The 17,183-nt window shown below is 73.9% G+C and carries 15 protein-coding genes; 11 read left to right on the forward strand and 4 right to left on the reverse strand.

Going from position 1 to position 17,183, the window contains the following annotated elements:
- Nucleotides 1–8 precede the first annotated feature (8 nt).
- Together AB0O09_RS05005 and AB0O09_RS05010 are read right to left on the reverse strand one after the other, a co-directional pair.
- Nucleotides 9–1,151, reverse strand: coding sequence for an acyl-CoA dehydrogenase family protein (locus AB0O09_RS05005; protein WP_363540237.1), 1,143 nt, complete (start codon nt 1,149–1,151; stop codon nt 9–11).
- 10 nt (nt 1,152–1,161) lie between these two features.
- Nucleotides 1,162–2,343, reverse strand: coding sequence for a CaiB/BaiF CoA-transferase family protein (locus tag AB0O09_RS05010; protein ID WP_363540238.1), 1,182 nt, complete (start codon nt 2,341–2,343; stop codon nt 1,162–1,164).
- Nucleotides 2,344–2,527: 184 nt separating this feature from the next.
- Between AB0O09_RS05010 and AB0O09_RS05015 the strand changes: the two genes are divergently transcribed.
- The 3 genes from AB0O09_RS05015 (at nt 2,528) to AB0O09_RS05025 (ending at nt 5,334) form a co-directional block, all read left to right on the forward strand.
- Entirely contained in the window at nt 2,528–2,791 is a 264-nt protein-coding gene (locus AB0O09_RS05015) for a DUF1876 domain-containing protein (protein ID WP_363540239.1), read from the forward strand.
- Between the two features lie 185 nt (nt 2,792–2,976).
- Nucleotides 2,977–4,455, forward strand: coding sequence for an endo-1,4-beta-xylanase (locus tag AB0O09_RS05020; RefSeq protein WP_363540240.1), 1,479 nt, complete (start codon nt 2,977–2,979; stop codon nt 4,453–4,455).
- Nucleotides 4,456–4,656: 201 nt separating this feature from the next.
- Nucleotides 4,657–5,334, forward strand: coding sequence for a Pr6Pr family membrane protein (locus tag AB0O09_RS05025; protein WP_363540241.1), 678 nt, complete (start codon nt 4,657–4,659; stop codon nt 5,332–5,334).
- Between the two features lie 106 nt (nt 5,335–5,440).
- Here AB0O09_RS05025 and AB0O09_RS05030 read toward each other — a convergent pair whose 3' ends face one another.
- The gene (locus AB0O09_RS05030) at nt 5,441–7,063 is read right to left on the reverse strand and encodes an ABC-F family ATP-binding cassette domain-containing protein (RefSeq protein WP_363540242.1); all 1,623 of its coding nucleotides are present in this window, start codon (nt 7,061–7,063) and stop codon (nt 5,441–5,443) included.
- A gap of 390 nt (nt 7,064–7,453) precedes the next feature.
- Between AB0O09_RS05030 and AB0O09_RS05035 the strand changes: the two genes are divergently transcribed.
- The 4 genes from AB0O09_RS05035 (at nt 7,454) to AB0O09_RS05050 (ending at nt 11,092) form a co-directional block, all read left to right on the forward strand.
- On the forward strand, nt 7,454–7,951 hold the full coding sequence (locus AB0O09_RS05035; RefSeq protein ID WP_363540243.1) for a DUF4232 domain-containing protein: 498 nt from the start codon (nt 7,454–7,456) through the stop codon (nt 7,949–7,951).
- 63 nt (nt 7,952–8,014) lie between these two features.
- A complete protein-coding gene (locus AB0O09_RS05040) occupies nt 8,015–9,652 on the forward strand; it encodes an ABC-F family ATP-binding cassette domain-containing protein (protein WP_363540244.1) in 1,638 nt (545 codons plus the stop codon).
- A gap of 63 nt (nt 9,653–9,715) precedes the next feature.
- Entirely contained in the window at nt 9,716–10,393 is a 678-nt protein-coding gene (locus tag AB0O09_RS05045; RefSeq protein WP_363540245.1) for a nitroreductase family protein, read from the forward strand.
- Nucleotides 10,394–10,492: 99 nt separating this feature from the next.
- Nucleotides 10,493–11,092, forward strand: a complete 600-nt coding sequence (locus AB0O09_RS05050) for a GNAT family N-acetyltransferase (protein ID WP_363540246.1) — start codon at nt 10,493–10,495, stop codon at nt 11,090–11,092.
- A gap of 63 nt (nt 11,093–11,155) precedes the next feature.
- Here AB0O09_RS05050 and AB0O09_RS05055 read toward each other — a convergent pair whose 3' ends face one another.
- A complete protein-coding gene (locus AB0O09_RS05055) occupies nt 11,156–12,112 on the reverse strand; it encodes an aldo/keto reductase (RefSeq protein WP_363540247.1) in 957 nt (318 codons plus the stop codon).
- A 286-nt stretch (nt 12,113–12,398) separates the two neighbouring features.
- On the opposite strand from AB0O09_RS05055, the gene AB0O09_RS05060 reads away from it, so the two are divergent.
- From AB0O09_RS05060 to AB0O09_RS05075, 4 genes are all read left to right on the forward strand, one after another.
- Entirely contained in the window at nt 12,399–13,922 is a 1,524-nt protein-coding gene (locus tag AB0O09_RS05060) for a carbohydrate binding domain-containing protein (RefSeq protein ID WP_363540248.1), read from the forward strand.
- 180 nt (nt 13,923–14,102) lie between these two features.
- On the forward strand, nt 14,103–14,981 hold the full coding sequence (locus AB0O09_RS05065; protein ID WP_363540249.1) for a hypothetical protein: 879 nt from the start codon (nt 14,103–14,105) through the stop codon (nt 14,979–14,981).
- A gap of 201 nt (nt 14,982–15,182) precedes the next feature.
- Nucleotides 15,183–16,571 carry an SDR family oxidoreductase gene (locus AB0O09_RS05070; protein ID WP_363540407.1) on the forward strand — a complete coding sequence of 463 codons (1,389 nt, stop codon included), beginning with the start codon at nt 15,183–15,185 and terminating at the stop codon, nt 16,569–16,571.
- Between the two features lie 100 nt (nt 16,572–16,671).
- Nucleotides 16,672–17,166 carry a peptidylprolyl isomerase gene (locus tag AB0O09_RS05075; protein WP_363540250.1) on the forward strand — a complete coding sequence of 165 codons (495 nt, stop codon included), beginning with the start codon at nt 16,672–16,674 and terminating at the stop codon, nt 17,164–17,166.
- Nucleotides 17,167–17,183: the final 17 nt, after the last annotated feature.

Below are 17,183 nucleotides of genomic sequence, written 5' to 3' on the forward strand. Positions count from 1 at the left end.
CCGGGCGGTCAGCCGAGGAGGGAGCGGCCGATGATCTCTTTCATGATCTCGGTGGTGCCGCCGTAGATCGTCTGGATGCGGCCGTCGGTGAACGCCTTCGCCACCGGGTATTCCGTCATGTAGCCGTATCCGCCGTGCAGTTGCAGGCAGCGGTCGGCGGTGCGCTTCTGCAGTTCGGTGGCCCACCACTTCGCCATCGAGGCGTCGACCGGGGTGAGCGCGTACCGGTTGTGCTCGGTGATGCAGCGGTCGACGAAGGTCCGGGTGACGGCGCACTCGGTGGCGAGTTCGGCGACCTCGAAGCGGACGTGCTGCAGCTTGGCGAGCGGCTTGCCGAAGGCGGTCCGCTGCTGGACGTAGCGGGTGGTCAGCTCCAGCAGGTGTTCGGCGCCGGCGATCGCGGAGACCGCGATGGTCAGGCGCTCCTGTGCGAGGTTCCGCATCAGGTGGACGAAGCCCCCGTTGAGCTCGCCGAGCAGGTTCTCCTTGGGGACGCGGACGTCGTCGAAGAACAGCTCGGCGGTGTCCTGGGACTTCTGGCCGATCTTGTCGAGGTTGCGGCCGCGCCGGAAGCCCGGCATGCCGCGCTCGACGACCAGCAGGCTCAGCCCGTGCGCGCCGCCTTCGGGGGTGGTGCGGGCCACCACGATCACCAGGTCGGAGATGATCCCGTTGGAGATGAAGGTCTTGCTGCCGTTGAGGAGGTAGTGGTCGCCCCGGTCGACGGCGGTGGTGCGGATGCCCTGCAGGTCGGAGCCGGCACCGGGCTCGGTCATCGCGATCGCGGTGACGATGTCGCCACTGCAGAAGCCGGGCAGCCAGCGGCCCTTCTGCTCCTCGGTCGCCAGCGAGGTCAGGTACGGGCCGATGATGTCGTTGTGCAGGCCGAGCGCCAGCCCGCTCACCCCGGCCCGGGTGAACTCCTCGGCGAGGACGGCCGGGAAGCGGAAGTCGGGGGTGCCGCCACCGCCGTACTCCTCGGGGACGGCGAGGCCGAGCAGGCCGTGGCGGCCGGCGGCGAGCCAGGCCTCCCGGTCGACGATGCCGGCCTGCTCCCAGCGCTCCTGGTGCGGCAGCACCTCCTTGGCGAGGAACGCCCGGACGGTCTCCCGGAAGGCCTCGTGCTCCTCGGTGTAGATCTCGCGCTGCACCTGCGGCTCCTCAGTGGTGTGGACGGTCGGTGCGGGACTGCTGCGGCTGTGCCTGCGTACGGCCGGCGAGGGCGGGGACGTCCCAGTCGCGGGCGACCTCCGCGGTGTGCGCGCCAGGCAGGGCGGGCGGGCGGCGCAGCGTGCCGGGGGTGGCGGAGAACCGGGGGGCCGGGGCCGGCTGGACGACGCCGTCCTGCTCGGTGTAGCTGCCCCGGGCCTTGAGCTGGGGGTGGTCGGCGGCCTCGTCGAGGGTGAGGACGGGGGCGGTGCAGGCGTCGGTGCCCTCGAAGACGGCCGTCCAGTCGGCCCGGGTGCGGGTGGCGAAGCGGTCGGCGATCAGGGTGCGCAGCTCCGGCCAGCGGGCGAGGTCGTGCTGGCCGGGGGCGTCCGCGCCGAGGCCGAGCAGCCGGGCGAACTCGGCGTAGAACTGCGGCTCCAGCGCGCCGACGGCCATGTGCCCGCCGTCGGCGGTGCGGTAGAGCGCGTAGTAGGGGGCGCCGCCGTCGAGCAGGTTGGCGCCGCGGGTGTCGTGCCAGTGGCCGGCCGCCTTGAGGCCCCAGAGCATGCTGGTGAGGTGGGCGGAGCCGTCGACGACGGCGGCGTCGACGACCTGGCCGGTGCCGGTGGCGCGGGCGTGGTGCAGGGCGGCGAGCAGGCCGACGGCCAGGTAGAGCGAGCCGCCGGCGTAGTCGCCGAGCAGGTTGGCGGGGACGCCGGGCGGGCCGCCGGGTTCGCCGGCTACCAGGCCGAGCACGCCGGCGGTGGCGATGTAGCCGATGTCGTGGCCGGCCCGGTCGGCGAGCGGGCCGTCCTGGCCCCAGCCGGTCATCCGGCCGTAGACGAGGGCGGGGTTGCGGGCGAGGCACCGGGCGGGGCCGACGCCGAGGCGTTCGGCGACGCCGGGGCGGTAGCCCTCGATCAGCAGGTCGGCGCGGGCGACGAGGTCGAGCACGGCGGCGGGGCCGTCCGGTGCCTTGAGGTCGACCAGGACGGAGCGCTTGTTGCGGTTGGTGAGGTCGAGGGCGGGCGCGGGGCCGAGCGGCGGCGGGCCGGGGCGGTCGACGCGCACCACGTCGGCACCGAGGTCGGCGAGCAGCATGGCGGCGAACGGGCCGGGTCCGAGGCCGGCCAGTTCGACCACGCGGACGCCGGCCAGCGGGCCGTGGGCGGCGGGGCCGACGGGTTCGGTCACGGCCGTTCTCCCTTGTTTGACAGTTCAGCTGTCACAGTCGCGATGATAGACATGTGACCCGCCGGTAACAAGGGTCGGCCCACACCCGGCCGCACCCGGCCCGCTGCGCCCGCGCCACGCTTGCACGGCTCGCCCGGCGGGCGGATTCTGGGGCTGACGACCGCCGTCCGAGAAGGTGATCCGCATGCACAACCACTGGATCGTCGACCTGAACTTCGAGGAGGACGAGAGCCGGACGAGCTGCACCGCCTCGCTCAGCGGGTTCAGCGCGCCCGGCGTGCGCGGCATCGGCATCGCCCGCCGCAACCCCGACGACTCCCCCGACTCCACGATCGGCGAGGAGCTCGCCGCGGCGCGCGCCTGCTCCAACCTCGCGCACCAGCTCATCGACAAGGCCGCCGCCGGCATCGAGACCCGCACCCACGAGTCCGCCCGGCTGACCTTCTGACCCGCTCGCCGGCCCCGGAGGCCGGCGGCCATCCCACGGGTCCGGCGCAACCGCGTCGGACCCGTTGACGTGCCCGCGCCCCACCCGTAGCGTCGGCACCAACCCTCGGAGGCACCACCGACCCCTCCGGGACTCTGCGTGTCGCAGTACCCCGGGTACACACTTCACGCAGAAGGGACGCCCCCGTGGCCTCCACTCCGCGCCGCAGCAGCCTGGTCGCGATCCTCGCCGCCCTGCTGGCCGCCGTGCTCCTCCCGTTGTCCACGCTCAGCGCCCACGGCGCCGACACCCCGTTGCGGACCCTCGCATCGGCGGACGGCCGCCAGATCGGCGTCGCCGTCTCGGACAACCGCCTCACCGGCTCCACCGCCTACAGCTCGCTCGTGTCGGGGCAGTTCAACTCCGTCACGGCCGAGAACGCGATGAAGTGGGACGCCGTCGAACCGAGCCAGGGCAACCTCAACTGGGCCGCCGCCGACCGGCTGGTCGCCTTCGCCCGGGCCAACGGCCAGGTCGTCCGCGGCCACACCCTCGCCTGGCACAGCCAGGTGCCCGGCTGGATCACCAACGGCGGCTTCAGTGCCGACCGGTTGCGCACCCTGCTGCAGCAGCACATCGCCACCGAGGCCGGCCGCTACGCCGGGAAGGTCTACGCCTGGGACGTCGTCAACGAGGCCTTCAACGACAACGGCACCCGCCGCAGCAGCATCTGGCAGGACAACCTCGGCGACGGCTGGATCGCCGACTCGCTGACCTGGGCCCACCAGGCCGACCCGGCCGCCAGGCTGTACATCAACGACTACAGCGTCGAGGGCGTCAACGCGAAGAGCACCGCGCTCTACGACCTCGTCAAGTCGCTGAAGCAGCAGGGCGTTCCGATCGACGGCGTCGGCTTCCAGGCGCACCTGGTCCTCGGCCAGGTGCCGTCCGACCTCAAGGCCAACCTGCAGCGCTTCGCCGACCTCGGCGTGGACGTCGCGATCACCGAGCTGGACGTCCGGATGCAGACGCCGTCCAACGCCACCGCCCTGGCCGCGCAGGCCGAGGACTACCGCAAGGTGATCACCGCCTGCCGGGCCGTCGCCCGCTGCGTCGGCGTGACCGTCTGGGGCCTGGACGACGCCGACTCCTGGGTGCCGGGCGTCTTCTCCGGCTACGGCGCGGCCACCCTGTACGACGAGAACCTGCAGGCCAAGCCTGCCTGGGCGGCGGTGGCCGCGGCCTTCGGCGGCTCCACGGCCAGCCCGTCGCCGTCCGGTTCCGGCTCCGGCTCCCCGTCCTCGTCGGCCTCGCCCTCGCCGTCCGCCCCGCCCAGCTCCCCGCCGAGCTCCTCGCCGCTGCCGGGCGGCTGCACCGTCGCGTACCGGATCGCCAACCAGTGGACGGGCGGCTTCACCGCCGACGTCACCGTGACCAACAAGGGCACCTCGGCGATCGGCCCGTGGCAGGTGGGCTGGCAGTTCGGTGCCGGCCAGCAGGTCACCCAGGGCTGGAGCGCGGTGTTCACCCAGTCCGGCGCCGCCGTGACCGCGGCCAACCCGTCCTGGGCGACCGGCCTCGCCCCCGGCGCGTCCTACGGGTTCGGCTTCAACGGCAGTTGGGGCACGAGCAACCCGGTGCCCGCCTCGTTCACCCTGAACGGGACGGTCTGCACCACCGCCTGATCCCCGCACGAACGGCGGGCCGGCTCCCCCTCGGGGGCCGGCCCGCTCCGCATCCATGCAGGACAGCCGCAGTGCGGGGACGCCGGCAGGCAGCTTCCACAGCTTCCCTACCGGCGGGTAGAGTGCGGCGACCGGCCCGCCCTCCGACCCATCAGTCCGGCGTCGGGCCGCGTCCGCACTCCGACGAGAACTGGTGAACCCATGACAGTCCGGACCAAGCCCGCCCTCTGGTGGCGGCTGGCCATCGTGCTCTCGGCCGGCCTGGGGCTGGTCCTCAGCAACAGCTCGCTGGTGTACTTCACCCTCGAGAGCAACGTCATCGTGCTCGGCTACTTCATCTCCGCCGTGTACTGGATGGTCAAGCGCAACACCGTCGACGCGCCCGCGCCCCGGCTGCGCGGCGCCGCCACGCTGTACATCGTGATCACCGGCCTGGTCTCGCACATCCTGCTCCAGCACGGCGAGAGCCCGCTGCCCGGCCTGGTCTCCGGCCCCGACCGGCTGCAGCACTGGTCCAGCTTCTTCCTGCACTACACGACGCCGCTGATGGTCGTCGCCGACTGGCTGCTGCTGAAGCCCCGCAACGCCTCCCGCTGGAAGGACGTCCCGCTCTGGCTGGCCTTCCCGCTCGGCTACGCGCTGGTCACCGAGGCCCGGGCGATCCTCTTCCCGTCCTTCCCGCTGAAGTACCCCTACTTCTTCCTCGACCCCACCACGGACGGCTACGGCTGGGTCGCCGGCCAGATCGGCCAGCTGACCGTCGAGTTCGTCGTCCTCGCGGTCGTCGTGGTCGGCCTCGACCGGCTCGGCACCAAGCTCGTCGGCGGCCGCGCCCCCGCCCCGACGGCCGAGGCGGCCGGGGCACCCGCGGAGGGCTGACCGCCGCGGGCCGGCCCGGCAGCGCCGCCGGCCACCGAGAGCCCGCCGGGGAGGGACGACCGCAGGGGGTCGGCCCTCCCCGGCGCCTTTTCCGGCCCGGGACGGCCTACAGCGGATCGACCGTGCGCAGGCTGCCGCCGTCCAGCTCCAGCCAGCGGGTGATGCCGATCGACCGCAGGAACGGCACGTCGTGGCTGACCACCACCAGCGCGCCCCGGTAGCCGGACAGCGCCTGGGTGAGCTGGCGGACGCTCGCCAGGTCCAGGTTGTTGGTCGGCTCGTCCAGCAGCAGCAGCTGCGGCGGCGGCTCGGAGAGCAGCAGCGCGGCCAGCGTCGCCCGGAACCGCTCCCCGCCGGACAGCGTGCCGGCCGGCCGGTCGGCCCGCTCGCCGCGGAACAGGAACCGGGCCAGCCGCGCCCGGATCGCGTTGTTCCCCGCCGAAGGGGCGAACTGCCGCACGTTGCCCACCACGCTCAGCCCGTCGTCCAGCAGGTCGAGCCGCTGCGGGAGGTACCGCATCGGCACCGGCGTGCCCACCTCGCCCGCAGCCGGGGCGAGTTCGCCCGCCACGGTGCGCAGCAGGGTGGTCTTGCCCGAGCCGTTCCGCCCGACCAGGGCCACCCGCTCCGGGCCGCGCAGCTCCAGGTCGATCGGTGCGGCACCGACCGGCCCGTGCGCCGGGCGCACCCGGTCGAGGAGGAGCACCGTCCGGCCCGCCGGGACGGCCGTGTGCGGCAGGTCGATCCGGATCTCCGCGTCGTCGCGGACGGCCTCCTCCGCCGCGGTCAGCCGATCCTTCGCATCGGCCAGCCGCTCGGCGTGCATGCCGCGCACCCGGCCCGAGGTCGCCTCGGCCTTGTTCTTGAAAGCCCCGGCGATGATCTTCGGGTCGTTGCGCTGGGCGGACTTCGCCTTCCCGTACGCGGCACTGCGCTCCAGCCGGGCACGGGCCTCGATCAGGTCGCGCTTCTGCCGCTGCACGTCGGCCGCGGCATTGCGCACCAGCCGCTCCGCGGTCTCCTGCTCGGCGGCCAGCGTCCGCTCGTAGTCCGCGAAGTTGCCGCCGTACCAGGTCACCGAGCCGTCCCTGAGGTCGGCGATCTGGTCGACGTGCTGCAGCAGTTCGCGGTCGTGGCTGACGATCACCATGACCCCGCGCCAGGCGGCCACCGCCTCGTACAGCCGCGCGCGGGCGGACCGGTCGAGGTTGTTGGTGGGCTCGTCCAGCAGCAGGACGTCCGGACGGCGCAGCAGCAGCGCCGCGAGGTGCAGCAGCACGCCCTCGCCGCCGGAGAGTTCACCGGTGGTGCGGTCCAGGTCGAGGCGGCCGAGGCCGAGGCGGCCCAGGGTCTCCCGGGCGCGCTCCTCGACGTCCCAGTCGTCGCCGACCGCGGTGAAGTGCCGCTCGTCGGTGTCGCCGGACTCGATGGCGTGCAGGGCCTCGCGGGCCGCCCGGATGCCGAGCGCCTCGTCGACCCGCTCGTCCTGCCGCAGGGTGAGGCCCTGCGGCAGGTAGCCGAGCTCGCCGCCGACCCGGACGGTGCCCGAGGTCGGCGTCAGCTCCCCGGCGATCAGCCGGAGCAGGGTGGACTTGCCGGCGCCGTTGAGGCCGATCAGACCGGTGCGGCCCGGGCCGACGGCGAGGTGGAAGCCCTCCAGGACGGGGGCACCGTCGGGCCACTCGAAGGACAGGTCCGAGCAGAGGACGGACGTGGTGGGTTGAGCCATGGATGGCCTCCTGCGGTTGCTACGGATGAGAGAGGGAGCAACACGGGAGACACCGCGGGAGCGGCAGGACGGCACAGGGGAGCAGCACGGGCACCACGCAGGGGCCGGCTCTCGTCCGAGGTCGCACGCTCACGCGCTCCACCGCCGACGATCGGTCGGGCGGGAGCTGTCGAGCGGTGTCTCGTGACCTCAGAAGAGCAAGGGCCTTCTCCAGACATGCGGGGCTGTCGTGCGAACACCCACCACGGTAGGGACCGCCCCACGACGGGGCAACGGATTTGTTTCCCAGGGGCGCGTGGGGTGGCCAGAACCGTCCGGTCCCCGGCTGCGTCTCCTGGGGTGTGGGCAGGTCTGCAGGTAGTGCCTGCCCGGTCCCGGACGGGGGACGTCATGATTCGATTCGGCAAGCGCACCCTGGCCCTCGGTTCCGCCGCCGCCCTGCTCGCCGCAGGCGGGGCGGTCGCCGCCGCGCAGAGCGTCCAGGCCGCACCCGCGACCCCGACCTGTCAGGCCGGCGACCTGTACCTGGCCGTCGGCAGCCCGCAGGGCGCCGCGGGGTCCTTCCTCTACCCGGTGGAGTTCACCAACACCTCCACCCACTCCTGTGCGCTGCGCGGTTACCCCGGTGTCAGCGTGCTCACGACCGGCCACGCCATGATCGGTGCGCCGGCCACTCGCAACGGTGTCCCGGTGAGCACGGTGGTGCTCGCGCCGGCCCGCACCGCGGCGGCGACGATCCGCACCAACGACCCGGGTGTCGTCCCGAGCTGCCGGACGACCTCGACCTACCTCGGGGTGTACCCGCCGGCCAGCACCCAGCAGATGCTGGTCCCGTACCACCTGCGGGTGTGCGGGCTCTTCGAGATCAGCCCGGTGCAGAGTCCCTGAGCCGCGGCGGTCACGGCCGCCCGGGCCGGGGTCGCGGCCCGGGCGGCCTAGAATCGGCGCATCATGAGCGCCACTCTCGTAGTCAAGGACCTCGCTGCCGGCCACGGCGAGCGCACCCTCTTCGCCGGGCTCGACCTGGTCGTCGCGCCCGGCGACGTGATCGGCCTGGTCGGGGTGAACGGGGCGGGCAAGTCGACGCTGCTGCGCCTGCTGGCCGGCCTGGACACCCCCGAGGGGGGTGCGCTGCGGCTGAGCCCGCCGACCGCGAACGTCGGGCACCTGCCGCAGGAGCCGGAGCGCCGCCCCGGCGAGTCGGTCCGGGACTTCCTGGCCCGGCGGACGGGTGTGGCGGCCGCGCAGGCCGCCCTGGACGAGGCCACCGAGGGCCTGGTGGAGAGCCGTCCCGGCGCGGACGACGAGTACGCGGTGGCCCTGGACCGCTGGCTGGACCTCGGCGGCGCGGACCTGGAGGAGCGCGCCGAGGAGGTCGCCGACCAGCTCGGCCTGAAGGTCTCCCTGGACCTGCCGATGACGGCGCTCTCCGGTGGCCAGGCGGCCCGGGCGGGCCTCGCCTCGCTGCTGTTGTCGCGCTACGACGTCTTCCTGCTGGACGAGCCGACCAACGACCTCGACCTGGACGGTCTGGAGCGGCTGGAGTCCTTCGTCAAGGGCCTGCGCGCGGGCACGGTGCTGATCAGCCACGACCGCGAGTTCCTGGCCCGGACGGTGACCCGGGTGCTGGAGCTGGACCTGCACCAGCAGCAGGTCAACCTGTACGGCGGCGGCTACGAGGCGTACCTGGAGGAGCGGGCGGTGGCCCGCCGGCACGCCCGCGAGCAGTACGAGGACTACGCGGACACCAAGGCCTCGCTGGAGGCCCGCGCGCAGATGCAGCGCAACTGGATGGAGCACGGCGTCCGCAACGCCCGCCGCAAGGGCGGCGACAACGACAAGAAGGCGCGGGCGACCCGCGCGGAGTCGACGGAGAAGCAGGCCTCGAAGGCCCGGCAGACGCAGCGCATGATCGAGCGGCTGGACGTGGTCGAGGAGCCGCGCAAGGAGTGGGAGCTGCGGATGGAGATCGCCGCCGCGCCGCGCTCCGGCGCCGTGGTGGCCACCCTGCGCGGTGCGACCGCACGGCGCGGGGACTTCTCCTTCGGGCCGGTGGACCTGCAGATCGACTGGGCGGACCGGGTGGCGATCACCGGGGCGAACGGCGCGGGCAAGTCCACGCTGCTGGCCGCGCTGCTGGGCCGGCTCGACCTGGAGGGCGGCAGTGCCGCGCTGGGTTCGGGCGTGGTGGTCGGCGAGGTCGACCAGGCCCGCGGGCTGTTCCTCGGGGACGAGCCGCTGTCGGACGCGTTCGCGGCGGCGGTGCCGGAGTTCACCGAGGAGGAGGTGCGCACGCTGCTGGCCAAGTTCGGGCTGAAGGCGGTGCACGTGCTGCGTCCGGCGGGCACCCTGTCGCCGGGCGAGCGGACCAGGGCGGCGCTGGCGCTGCTGCAGGCCCGCGGGGTGAACCTGCTGGTGCTGGACGAGCCGACCAACCACCTGGACCTGCCGGCGATCGAGCAGTTGGAGTCGGCGCTGGCCTCGTACACCGGGACGCTGCTGCTGGTGACGCACGACCGCCGGATGCTGGAGGCGGTCACGGTGAACCGGCGGCTGGTGGTCGAGGGAGGCCGGGTCCGCGAGCTCTGACGGCCCGGGCCGCGCCGGCAGGAGGTCTGTACCACCGGGCGGCCGTGTGCTGTGCTGGCGGGCATGGTTGACGAATCATCAGCACCGGGCGCGGTCCACCCGACCGTGCCGCTGGTCCCGATGGCGGTGCCGGCCCACGAGGCCGAGGACCGCTGCAGGTCGTTCCACGACGTGATGGCGCAGCGGCGCACCGTCCGGGACTTCGCCGCCCGTCCGCTGCCGGACGGGGTGGTGGAGTGGGCGGTGCGCACCGCGTCGACGGCGCCGAGCGGGGCGCACGTCCAGCCGTGGCGCTTCGTGGTGGTCACGGATCCGGCGCGCAAGCGGCGGCTGCGGGTGGCCGCGGAGGCGGAGGAGCGCGAGTTCTACGCCCGCCGGGCCTCGCCGGAATGGCTGGCGGCGCTGGCCCCGCTGGGCACCGACTGGCGCAAGCCGTTCCTGGAGGACGCGCCGGCGGTGATCGTGGTCTTCGAGGTCCACAAGGGCCCGGACACGCCGCGGCCGTACTACACCAAGGAGTCGGTGGGGATCGCGGTCGGGCTGCTGCTCGCGGCACTGCACCAGGCCGGGCTGGCGACGCTGACGCACACGCCGAGCCCGATGCGCTTCCTGAACGAGGTGTGCGAGCGGCCGGCCGAGGAGCGGGCGGCGTACGTGATCCCGGTCGGCTACCCGGCGGAGGGCGCACGGGTCCCGGACCTGCGACGCAAGGGGCTGGAGGAGGTCCTGGTGCGGATGTGACGCCGGTGGCGGGCGTCGGCCGGAAACCGGCGCCCGCCGGGTCCGGCGCGCCGGGAAAGCCGTTGAAGGCGCCGCTGGCCTGCGCCGATAATCCTTGTCATGAACCACACTGCCGACGTTCCTGACACCGGCCCGCGTCCGGTGTCCGCCGCCCGCCCGCCGGAGTTGCTGCCGCTGCCGCTCGGCGCGTCGCTCCGCCGCCGCCGGGTCGCGGACGCGGCCGCGCTCAACGAGGCCGTCCGCACCAACCTGGAGCACCTGCGCCCGTGGATGCCGTGGGCGAAGGCGGCGCCCAGCATGGAGCACAGCATCGAGATGTCCCGCGCCGGCGAGGAGGTCTGGGACGCGGGCACCGACTTCATGTACGTGCTCGCGCCGGACGCCGATCCGGGCGAGGTGATCGGTGCGTTCGGCCTGCACGGGCGGATCGGGCCGGGCGCCCTGGAGATCGGCTACTGGGTGGGCGTCGGGCACACCGGCCGCGGCCTGGCCACGGAGGGCGCGCGGGCGCTCGCCGAGGCCGCGCTGGCACTGCCGGGCGTCGAGCGGGTGGAGATCCACTGCGACGAGGCGAACACCGCCAGCGCGGCCGTCCCGCGCAAGCTCGGCTTCCGGCTCGACCGCGTGGACGAGGCCCTGGTCACCGCCCCCTCCGAGACCGGCCGCAAGCTGATCTGGGTGATGGAGCACACCGCCTGAAGGGCACACCGCAAGGGGGCGCCGGGGTGCCCCGGCGCCCCCGAGGTGCCTCGGGCCCGATTCTCAGTAGCGGTCGCCGACCGGGGCGGGCAGGGCGTCGAGTTCGGCGAGGTCCTCGGCGGTGAGCCGGACCTCGGCCGAAGCGGCGTTGTCCGCCAGGTACTTCGGCGTCTTGGTGCCGGGGATCGGGATGACCAGCCGGCCCTGGGCGAGCACCCAGGCGAGCGCCACCTGGGCGGTCGTGGCACCCGTCCGCCCGGCGATCTCCCTGACCTTCGCGACCAGCGCCAGGTTGGCCTCCAGCGCCTCGGCCTGGAACCGCGGCAGGGTGGCCCGCCAGTCGTCCGCCGGCAGGTCGCCCGCGGAGGAGAACCGGCCGGCGAGGAAGCCGCGACCGAGCGGCGAGAACGGCAGGAAGGCGATGCCGTTGGCCTCGGTGTAGGGCAGCACCTCGGCGAGGGCGTCGCGCGTCCAGAGCGAGAGCTCGGACTGCACGGACGCCACCGGGTGGACGGCCCGGGCCCGCCGGATCTGCTCGACCGTGACCTCGGACAGGCCGATCTGCCGCGCCTTGCCGGCCGTGACGGCCTCGGCGAGCGCGCCCCAGGTCTCCTCGATCGGCACCTGCGGGTCGACCCGGTGCAGCTGGTAGAGGTCGACGTGGTCGGTGCCGAGCCGGCGGAGGCTGTCGTCGATCGCCTTCCGCACGTGCTCGGGGCGTCCGTCGTTGCCGACCCGCGCGCCGCCGGTGCCGGGCACCAGGCCGACCTTGGTGGCCAGCACGGCGCGCTCCCGGTACGGGCCGGCGAGTGCGCGGCCGACCAGTTCCTCGTTGTCGTACGGGCCGTAGATGTCGGCGGTGTCGATCAGGGTGACCCCGAGGTCCAGCGCGCCGCGGACGACCTCGACGGAGGTCTCGTCGTCGCGGCCGTTGGGGTCGTAGGCCCAGGTCATGCCCATGCAGCCCAGGCCGACCACGCCGACCTCGGGGCCGCCGGTGCCGAGCACGGTGGTACGCATCTGTTCCTCCTGCGGTGGTGGTTCGGTGGTGATCCGGTCGCGGCGCAAGCCTGCCGGTTGGAGTGCACTCGAGGTCAAGCGGACACCCGACGGCCCGTCAGCCACCACGGCTCCGGCGGACCTTAAGCGTGCCGTAAGCCTTGCCCGGGCACTGCCGGAAGGGTTGACGCGCCCAGATGGTCTAGTCCATTTTGTGAGCGGCGCCGCCCCTCGACCCCCGGCCCCGCCCCGCGCTCCCCCACGATCCGCGCGGGCGGCGGGCCACGTCCCGAAAGGCCCTCCCCCCATGCCACGCGCGCTCCACCGCCACGCCGCCCGCCGCACGAGCCGCATCGCCGCCGCCGCCTGCGCGGCCGCCCTCGCCGCCGGCGGCCTGACCGTCCTCGCCTCCGGCGCCGACGCGGCCGCCGCCAACCTGCTCGCCAACCCCGGACTGGAGAGCGGTTCGGCGAGCCCCTGGACCTGCTCCGCCGGTACCGGCTCGGTGGTCAACACCGGTGCGCACAGCGGCACCTACGCGCTGCGCGGGGCGGCCTCCAACGGCGACACCGCCCAGTGCACCCAGACGGTCTCCGTGCAGCCCAACACCACCTACAGCCTCTCCGCCTGGGTGCAGGGCCAGTACGTCTACCTCGGCGCCACCGGCAACGGCGTCACCGACCCGGCCACCTGGACGCCCGGCGGCAGCAGCTGGCAGCAGCTGAGCACCTCGTTCACCACCGGCGCCGCCACCACCAGCGTCACGGTCTACCTGCACGGCTGGTACGGCCAGGGCGTCTACCTCGCCGACGACGTCGTCCTCTCCGGCCCCGGCGGCACCCCGTCCCCGACACCGACCGGCACCACCACGCCGACACCCACCGCCACGCCCACCCCGACGCCCACACCCACCCCGACGGCCACCCCGACCTCGACGCCGACCGGCCCCGCGGTGGCCGTCCCGGTCGCCCCGTACGTCGACATGGGCGCCTGGCCGACCCCGTCGCTGACCGCGATGGCGAGCGCCGGCAACCTGAAGTCCTTCACCCTCGCCTTCGTGACCTCGGTCGGCTGCAAGGCCAGCTGGTTCAACGCCTACGACCCGCGCACCGGCTGGGGCAAGGACCAGATCGACGCGATCCGCGCGGCCGGCGGCGACGTCAAGGTCTCCTTCGGCGGCGCCTCCGGCACCGAACTCGCCCAGGCCTGCTCGACGGTGGACTCGCTCTTCGCCGAGTACGACGCCGTGGTCAAGGCCTACGGCCTCACCTACGTCGACTTCGACATCGAGGGCGCGGCCGTGCCCGACACCGCCGCCAACGCCCGCCGCGGCGCCGCCCTCGCCAAGCTGCAGCAGGCGCACCCGGGCCTGAAGGTCTCCTTCACCCTGCCGGTGCTGCCCGAGGGCCTCACCGCCGAGGGCGTCTCCGTGGTCCGCGCGGCCCGCGACGCCGGGGTGGCCGTCGACCTGGTGAACGTCATGGCGATGGACTACAACCGGCCCGCCACCGACTACGGCACCGACGCCGTGCAGGCCGCCCAGTCCACCCGCGACCAGCTCGCCGGCCTGTACCCGGCCAAGACTGACGCCCAGCTGTGGGCGATGACCGGCGTCACCCCGATGCTCGGCGAGAACGACGACCACGGCATCTACAACCAGGACGACGCACGGCAGTTGGTGGCCTTCGCCCAGCAGCACCACCTCGGCATGCTGTCCTTCTGGGAGACGGGCCGCGACGCCAACGCGTGCACCGGCGCGCTCTACAAGTGCACCAACATCAGCCAGAGCCCCTACGAGTTCTCCAAGATCTTCGCGCAGTACCGGGGCTGAGTCCGGCCCTCCCCATCTCCCCCTCCCGGGCCCGGCGGCCCCGGCGGAGCCTCCACGGCCCGCCGGGGCCGCCGGTGTTCCACGCTCGTCCGAGACCTGACGCCACCTCACATCCCTGGTGCATCATGGGCTGCGCTTTTCGATCACCGGCCGCACCACGCCCCAGGGAGACCCTCGCGCATGACGCTCGACCGCGCCCTTCCGCGCCGCGCCTGGCACCACCTCGAACCGCTGCACGCCGTCCTCTACTACGCCCCCGAGGCGTTCGCCGAGGCCTCGGCGCTCGGGTACGACACCGCCACCCGCTGGCCGAGCTACTTCGCCTGGCGGACGGCCCCGTTCGGCGCCGCCGGCGCCGAACTCGCCACCGCGGTCTGCTACAGCTTCAGCCCCGCCGCGGTGGCCGAGCACGTGCCCGCAGCCTGGTCGGTGGCCGCGCCCGAGGAGGTGCTCGCCGCCCGGCTGCGCGGGGTGGACGCCTTCTACCGCGGCCTGCTCGACGGCGCGGGCCTGCCCGACCTCGGCGAGGCCGCCGAACTCGCCCGCGCCGCCGCCGAGTCCGCCGTCACGGCGGGCCGCCCGCTGGCCGCCGCCAACGCCGCGCTCCGCTGGCCCGAGGAGCCGCACCTGGCGATCTGGCACGCCGCCACCGTGCTCCGCGAGCACCGCGGCGACGGCCACCTCACGGCCCTGCAGGCGGCGGGCCTGGACCCGTGCGAGTCCCTGGTCTCGCTCGCCGCCACCGGGGCGGTCGCCGTGGCGGACTTCGCCGGCCGCGGCTGGACGGGCGAGGAGTGGGCGGCCGCCGCCGAACGGCTGGCCGCCCGCGGCTGGGTGGACGCCGGGGGCCGTGCCACGGAGGCCGGGCTGGCCGGCCGCAACGAGGTGGAACGGCTCACCGACGAACTCGCCGCCGCCCCGTGGGAGGCCCTCGGCGCCGAGCGCACCGAGCGGCTGCTCGGCCTGCTCGGCCCGCTGTTCCTCACCGTCGTCCGGGCCGGGCTCTTCCCGGCCGGCGGCACGCTCGGCATCATGACCGTTCCCGCGCCCACCTGGTGACGGAGCGCGGGGCGCCGGGCCCGGCCGCCCGTGCACGGGCCTTTGCCGCCGGTTATTCGATTCCGGGCTGACAGAGGTGCTCGCTAGGCTCCGAGCACCGCCGGGGCGGCCGGAGTGCCGGCGGCCCGGGCGGTGTTCCAGCGAGCCCCGCGACCGCCGCCGGGCCGCCGACCTAGCCCGAACGGAGGGGCCGTGCCAACGCTGACCACCGAGCTTTCCGAGGATGATCTCGCGGCCTGGGAGCACACCGTGGCGCGGCTGCGCCGGCTCCCCGCGGACCACCCCGTCCGGGTCCGGGCCGAGAAGACCGCCAGCGAGATGATCCGCGAGGGCCGCCGCCGGCGCCGCCAGCACGCCCTGGACGCCGCCCGGCTCTCCGACAGCGCGCTGGTCGCCCGCACCGCCACCGGCGCTCCCGACCGCCGCGAGGACGCCCCGCTGGCCCTGCCGGAGCGCACCGGGCCGATCGGCGACCTGGCCCGCTCCCACCACTGCTACGTGTGCAAGTCTTCGTATCGACAAATGGATGCGTTCTACCACCGGCTCTGCCCGGGCTGCGCCGCCGACAACACCGCCCGCCGCGCCCTGAGCACCGACCTGCGCGGGCGCCGCGTCCTGCTCACCGGCGGCCGGGTGAAGATCGGCTTCCAGCTCGCCCTGATGATGCTCCGCGACGGCGCCGACCTCACCGTCACCAGCCGCTTCCCCGGCGACACCCTGCGCCGCTTCCGCGCCGCCGCCGACAGCGCCGACTGGTTCGACCGGCTGCGGGTGGTCGGCATCGACCTGCGCGACCCGCGCCAGGTCCTCGGCCTCTGCGAGCAGCTCCACGCCGAGGGCCGGCCGCTGGACATCCTGGTCAACAACGCCGCGCAGACCATACGACGGCCCCCGGAGGCATACGCGCTGCTCACCGCGGGCGAGCGGGCCGCGCTGCCGGAGGGCGCCCGCGTGCTGCACGCCCCGGGCTTCAGCCCGATGCCCGCGCTCGCCCCGGCCTGGCCCACCGCCGAGCTGGAGTCCGCCGGCGGACCCGCCCGCCCGGGCCCGCTCCCGGCGATCCCGGCGCAGCGGGCCGACGAGGCCGGGCTGCTGCCGGACACCTCGGAGCACAACTCCTGGTCGGCGAAGCTCGGTTCGCTCGACCCGGCGGAGCTGCTGGAGGTCCAGCTGGTCAACGCGGTCGCCCCGGCGCTGCTCTGCGACCGGCTGCTGCCCCTGCTGCTCGCCTCGCCGCACCGCAACCGCTACATCGTCAACGTCACCGCCGTGGAGGGCCGGTTCGCCGTCCGCAACAAGACGCCCGACCATCCGCACACCAACATGGCCAAGGCCGCGCTCAACATGCTGACCCGCACCAGTGCGGCGGAACTCGCCAAGCAGGGCGTCCACCTGTGCGCCGTCGACACCGGCTGGATCACCGACGAGACGCCCGCGCCGGTCAAGGCCCGCAAGGCGGCCGCGGGCTTCCGCACCCCGCTGGACATCGTCGACGGCGCCGCCCGGATCTACGACCCGATCGTCCGCGGCGAGTCCGGCGCGCCGGTGTCGGGCGTGTTCCTCAAGGACTACCGGGAGGCCGCCTGGTGACCGTCCGGGCACGGTCCGGAGCCGGCCGCCGACCTGCGGATGCGGGCCGCACTGCCGGGTGATGTCGGCCTCCGGGCCCGGACCGTGCCATGATTCCCCCATGGCTTCGAACGTTTTCTTCGACATCACGATCGACGACGCCCCCGCCGGGCGCATCGTCTTCAAGCTGTACGACGATGTCGTGCCCAAGACCGCCCGCAACTTCCGCGAACTCGCGACCGGCCAGAACGGCTTCGGTTACGAGGGCTCCGGCTTCCACCGCGTCATCCCCGAGTTCATGCTGCAGGGTGGTGACTTCACCAACCACAACGGCACCGGTGGCAAGAGCATCTACGGCGCGAAGTTCGAGGACGAGAACTTCGAGATCAAGCACACCCGTGCGGGTCTGCTGTCGATGGCGAACGCCGGCCGCAACACCAACGGCTCGCAGTTCTTCATCACCACGATCCCGACCGCCTGGCTGGACGGCAAGCACGTCGTCTTCGGCGAGGTCGTCGAGGGCATGGACATCGTCAAGCTCGTGGAGTCCAAGGGCTCCCAGAGCGGCCGCACCTCGGCCAAGATCACCATCGCCAAGTCCGGCATCGTCGAGTAAGGCCCGCCGGGCCCCGC

Source organism: Kitasatospora sp. NPDC093679 (assembly GCF_040683455.1).
GTDB lineage: Bacteria > Actinomycetota > Actinomycetes > Streptomycetales > Streptomycetaceae > Kitasatospora > Kitasatospora arboriphila.

Coding starts and splice junctions, on each gene's coding strand:
- AB0O09_RS05015 (WP_363540239.1), top strand. CDS start 2,528: ATGCACAACCACTGGATCGTCGACCTGAACTTCGAGGAGGACGAGAGC.
- AB0O09_RS05025 (WP_363540241.1), top strand. CDS start 4,657: ATGACAGTCCGGACCAAGCCCGCCCTCTGGTGGCGGCTGGCCATCGTG.
- AB0O09_RS05030 (WP_363540242.1), bottom strand. CDS start 7,063: ATGGCTCAACCCACCACGTCCGTCCTCTGCTCGGACCTGTCCTTCGAG.
- AB0O09_RS05035 (WP_363540243.1), top strand. CDS start 7,454: ATGATTCGATTCGGCAAGCGCACCCTGGCCCTCGGTTCCGCCGCCGCC.
- AB0O09_RS05040 (WP_363540244.1), top strand. CDS start 8,015: ATGAGCGCCACTCTCGTAGTCAAGGACCTCGCTGCCGGCCACGGCGAG.
- AB0O09_RS05045 (WP_363540245.1), top strand. CDS start 9,716: ATGGTTGACGAATCATCAGCACCGGGCGCGGTCCACCCGACCGTGCCG.
- AB0O09_RS05050 (WP_363540246.1), top strand. CDS start 10,493: ATGAACCACACTGCCGACGTTCCTGACACCGGCCCGCGTCCGGTGTCC.
- AB0O09_RS05055 (WP_363540247.1), bottom strand. CDS start 12,112: ATGCGTACCACCGTGCTCGGCACCGGCGGCCCCGAGGTCGGCGTGGTC.
- AB0O09_RS05060 (WP_363540248.1), top strand. CDS start 12,399: ATGCCACGCGCGCTCCACCGCCACGCCGCCCGCCGCACGAGCCGCATC.
- AB0O09_RS05065 (WP_363540249.1), top strand. CDS start 14,103: ATGACGCTCGACCGCGCCCTTCCGCGCCGCGCCTGGCACCACCTCGAA.
- AB0O09_RS05075 (WP_363540250.1), top strand. CDS start 16,672: ATGGCTTCGAACGTTTTCTTCGACATCACGATCGACGACGCCCCCGCC.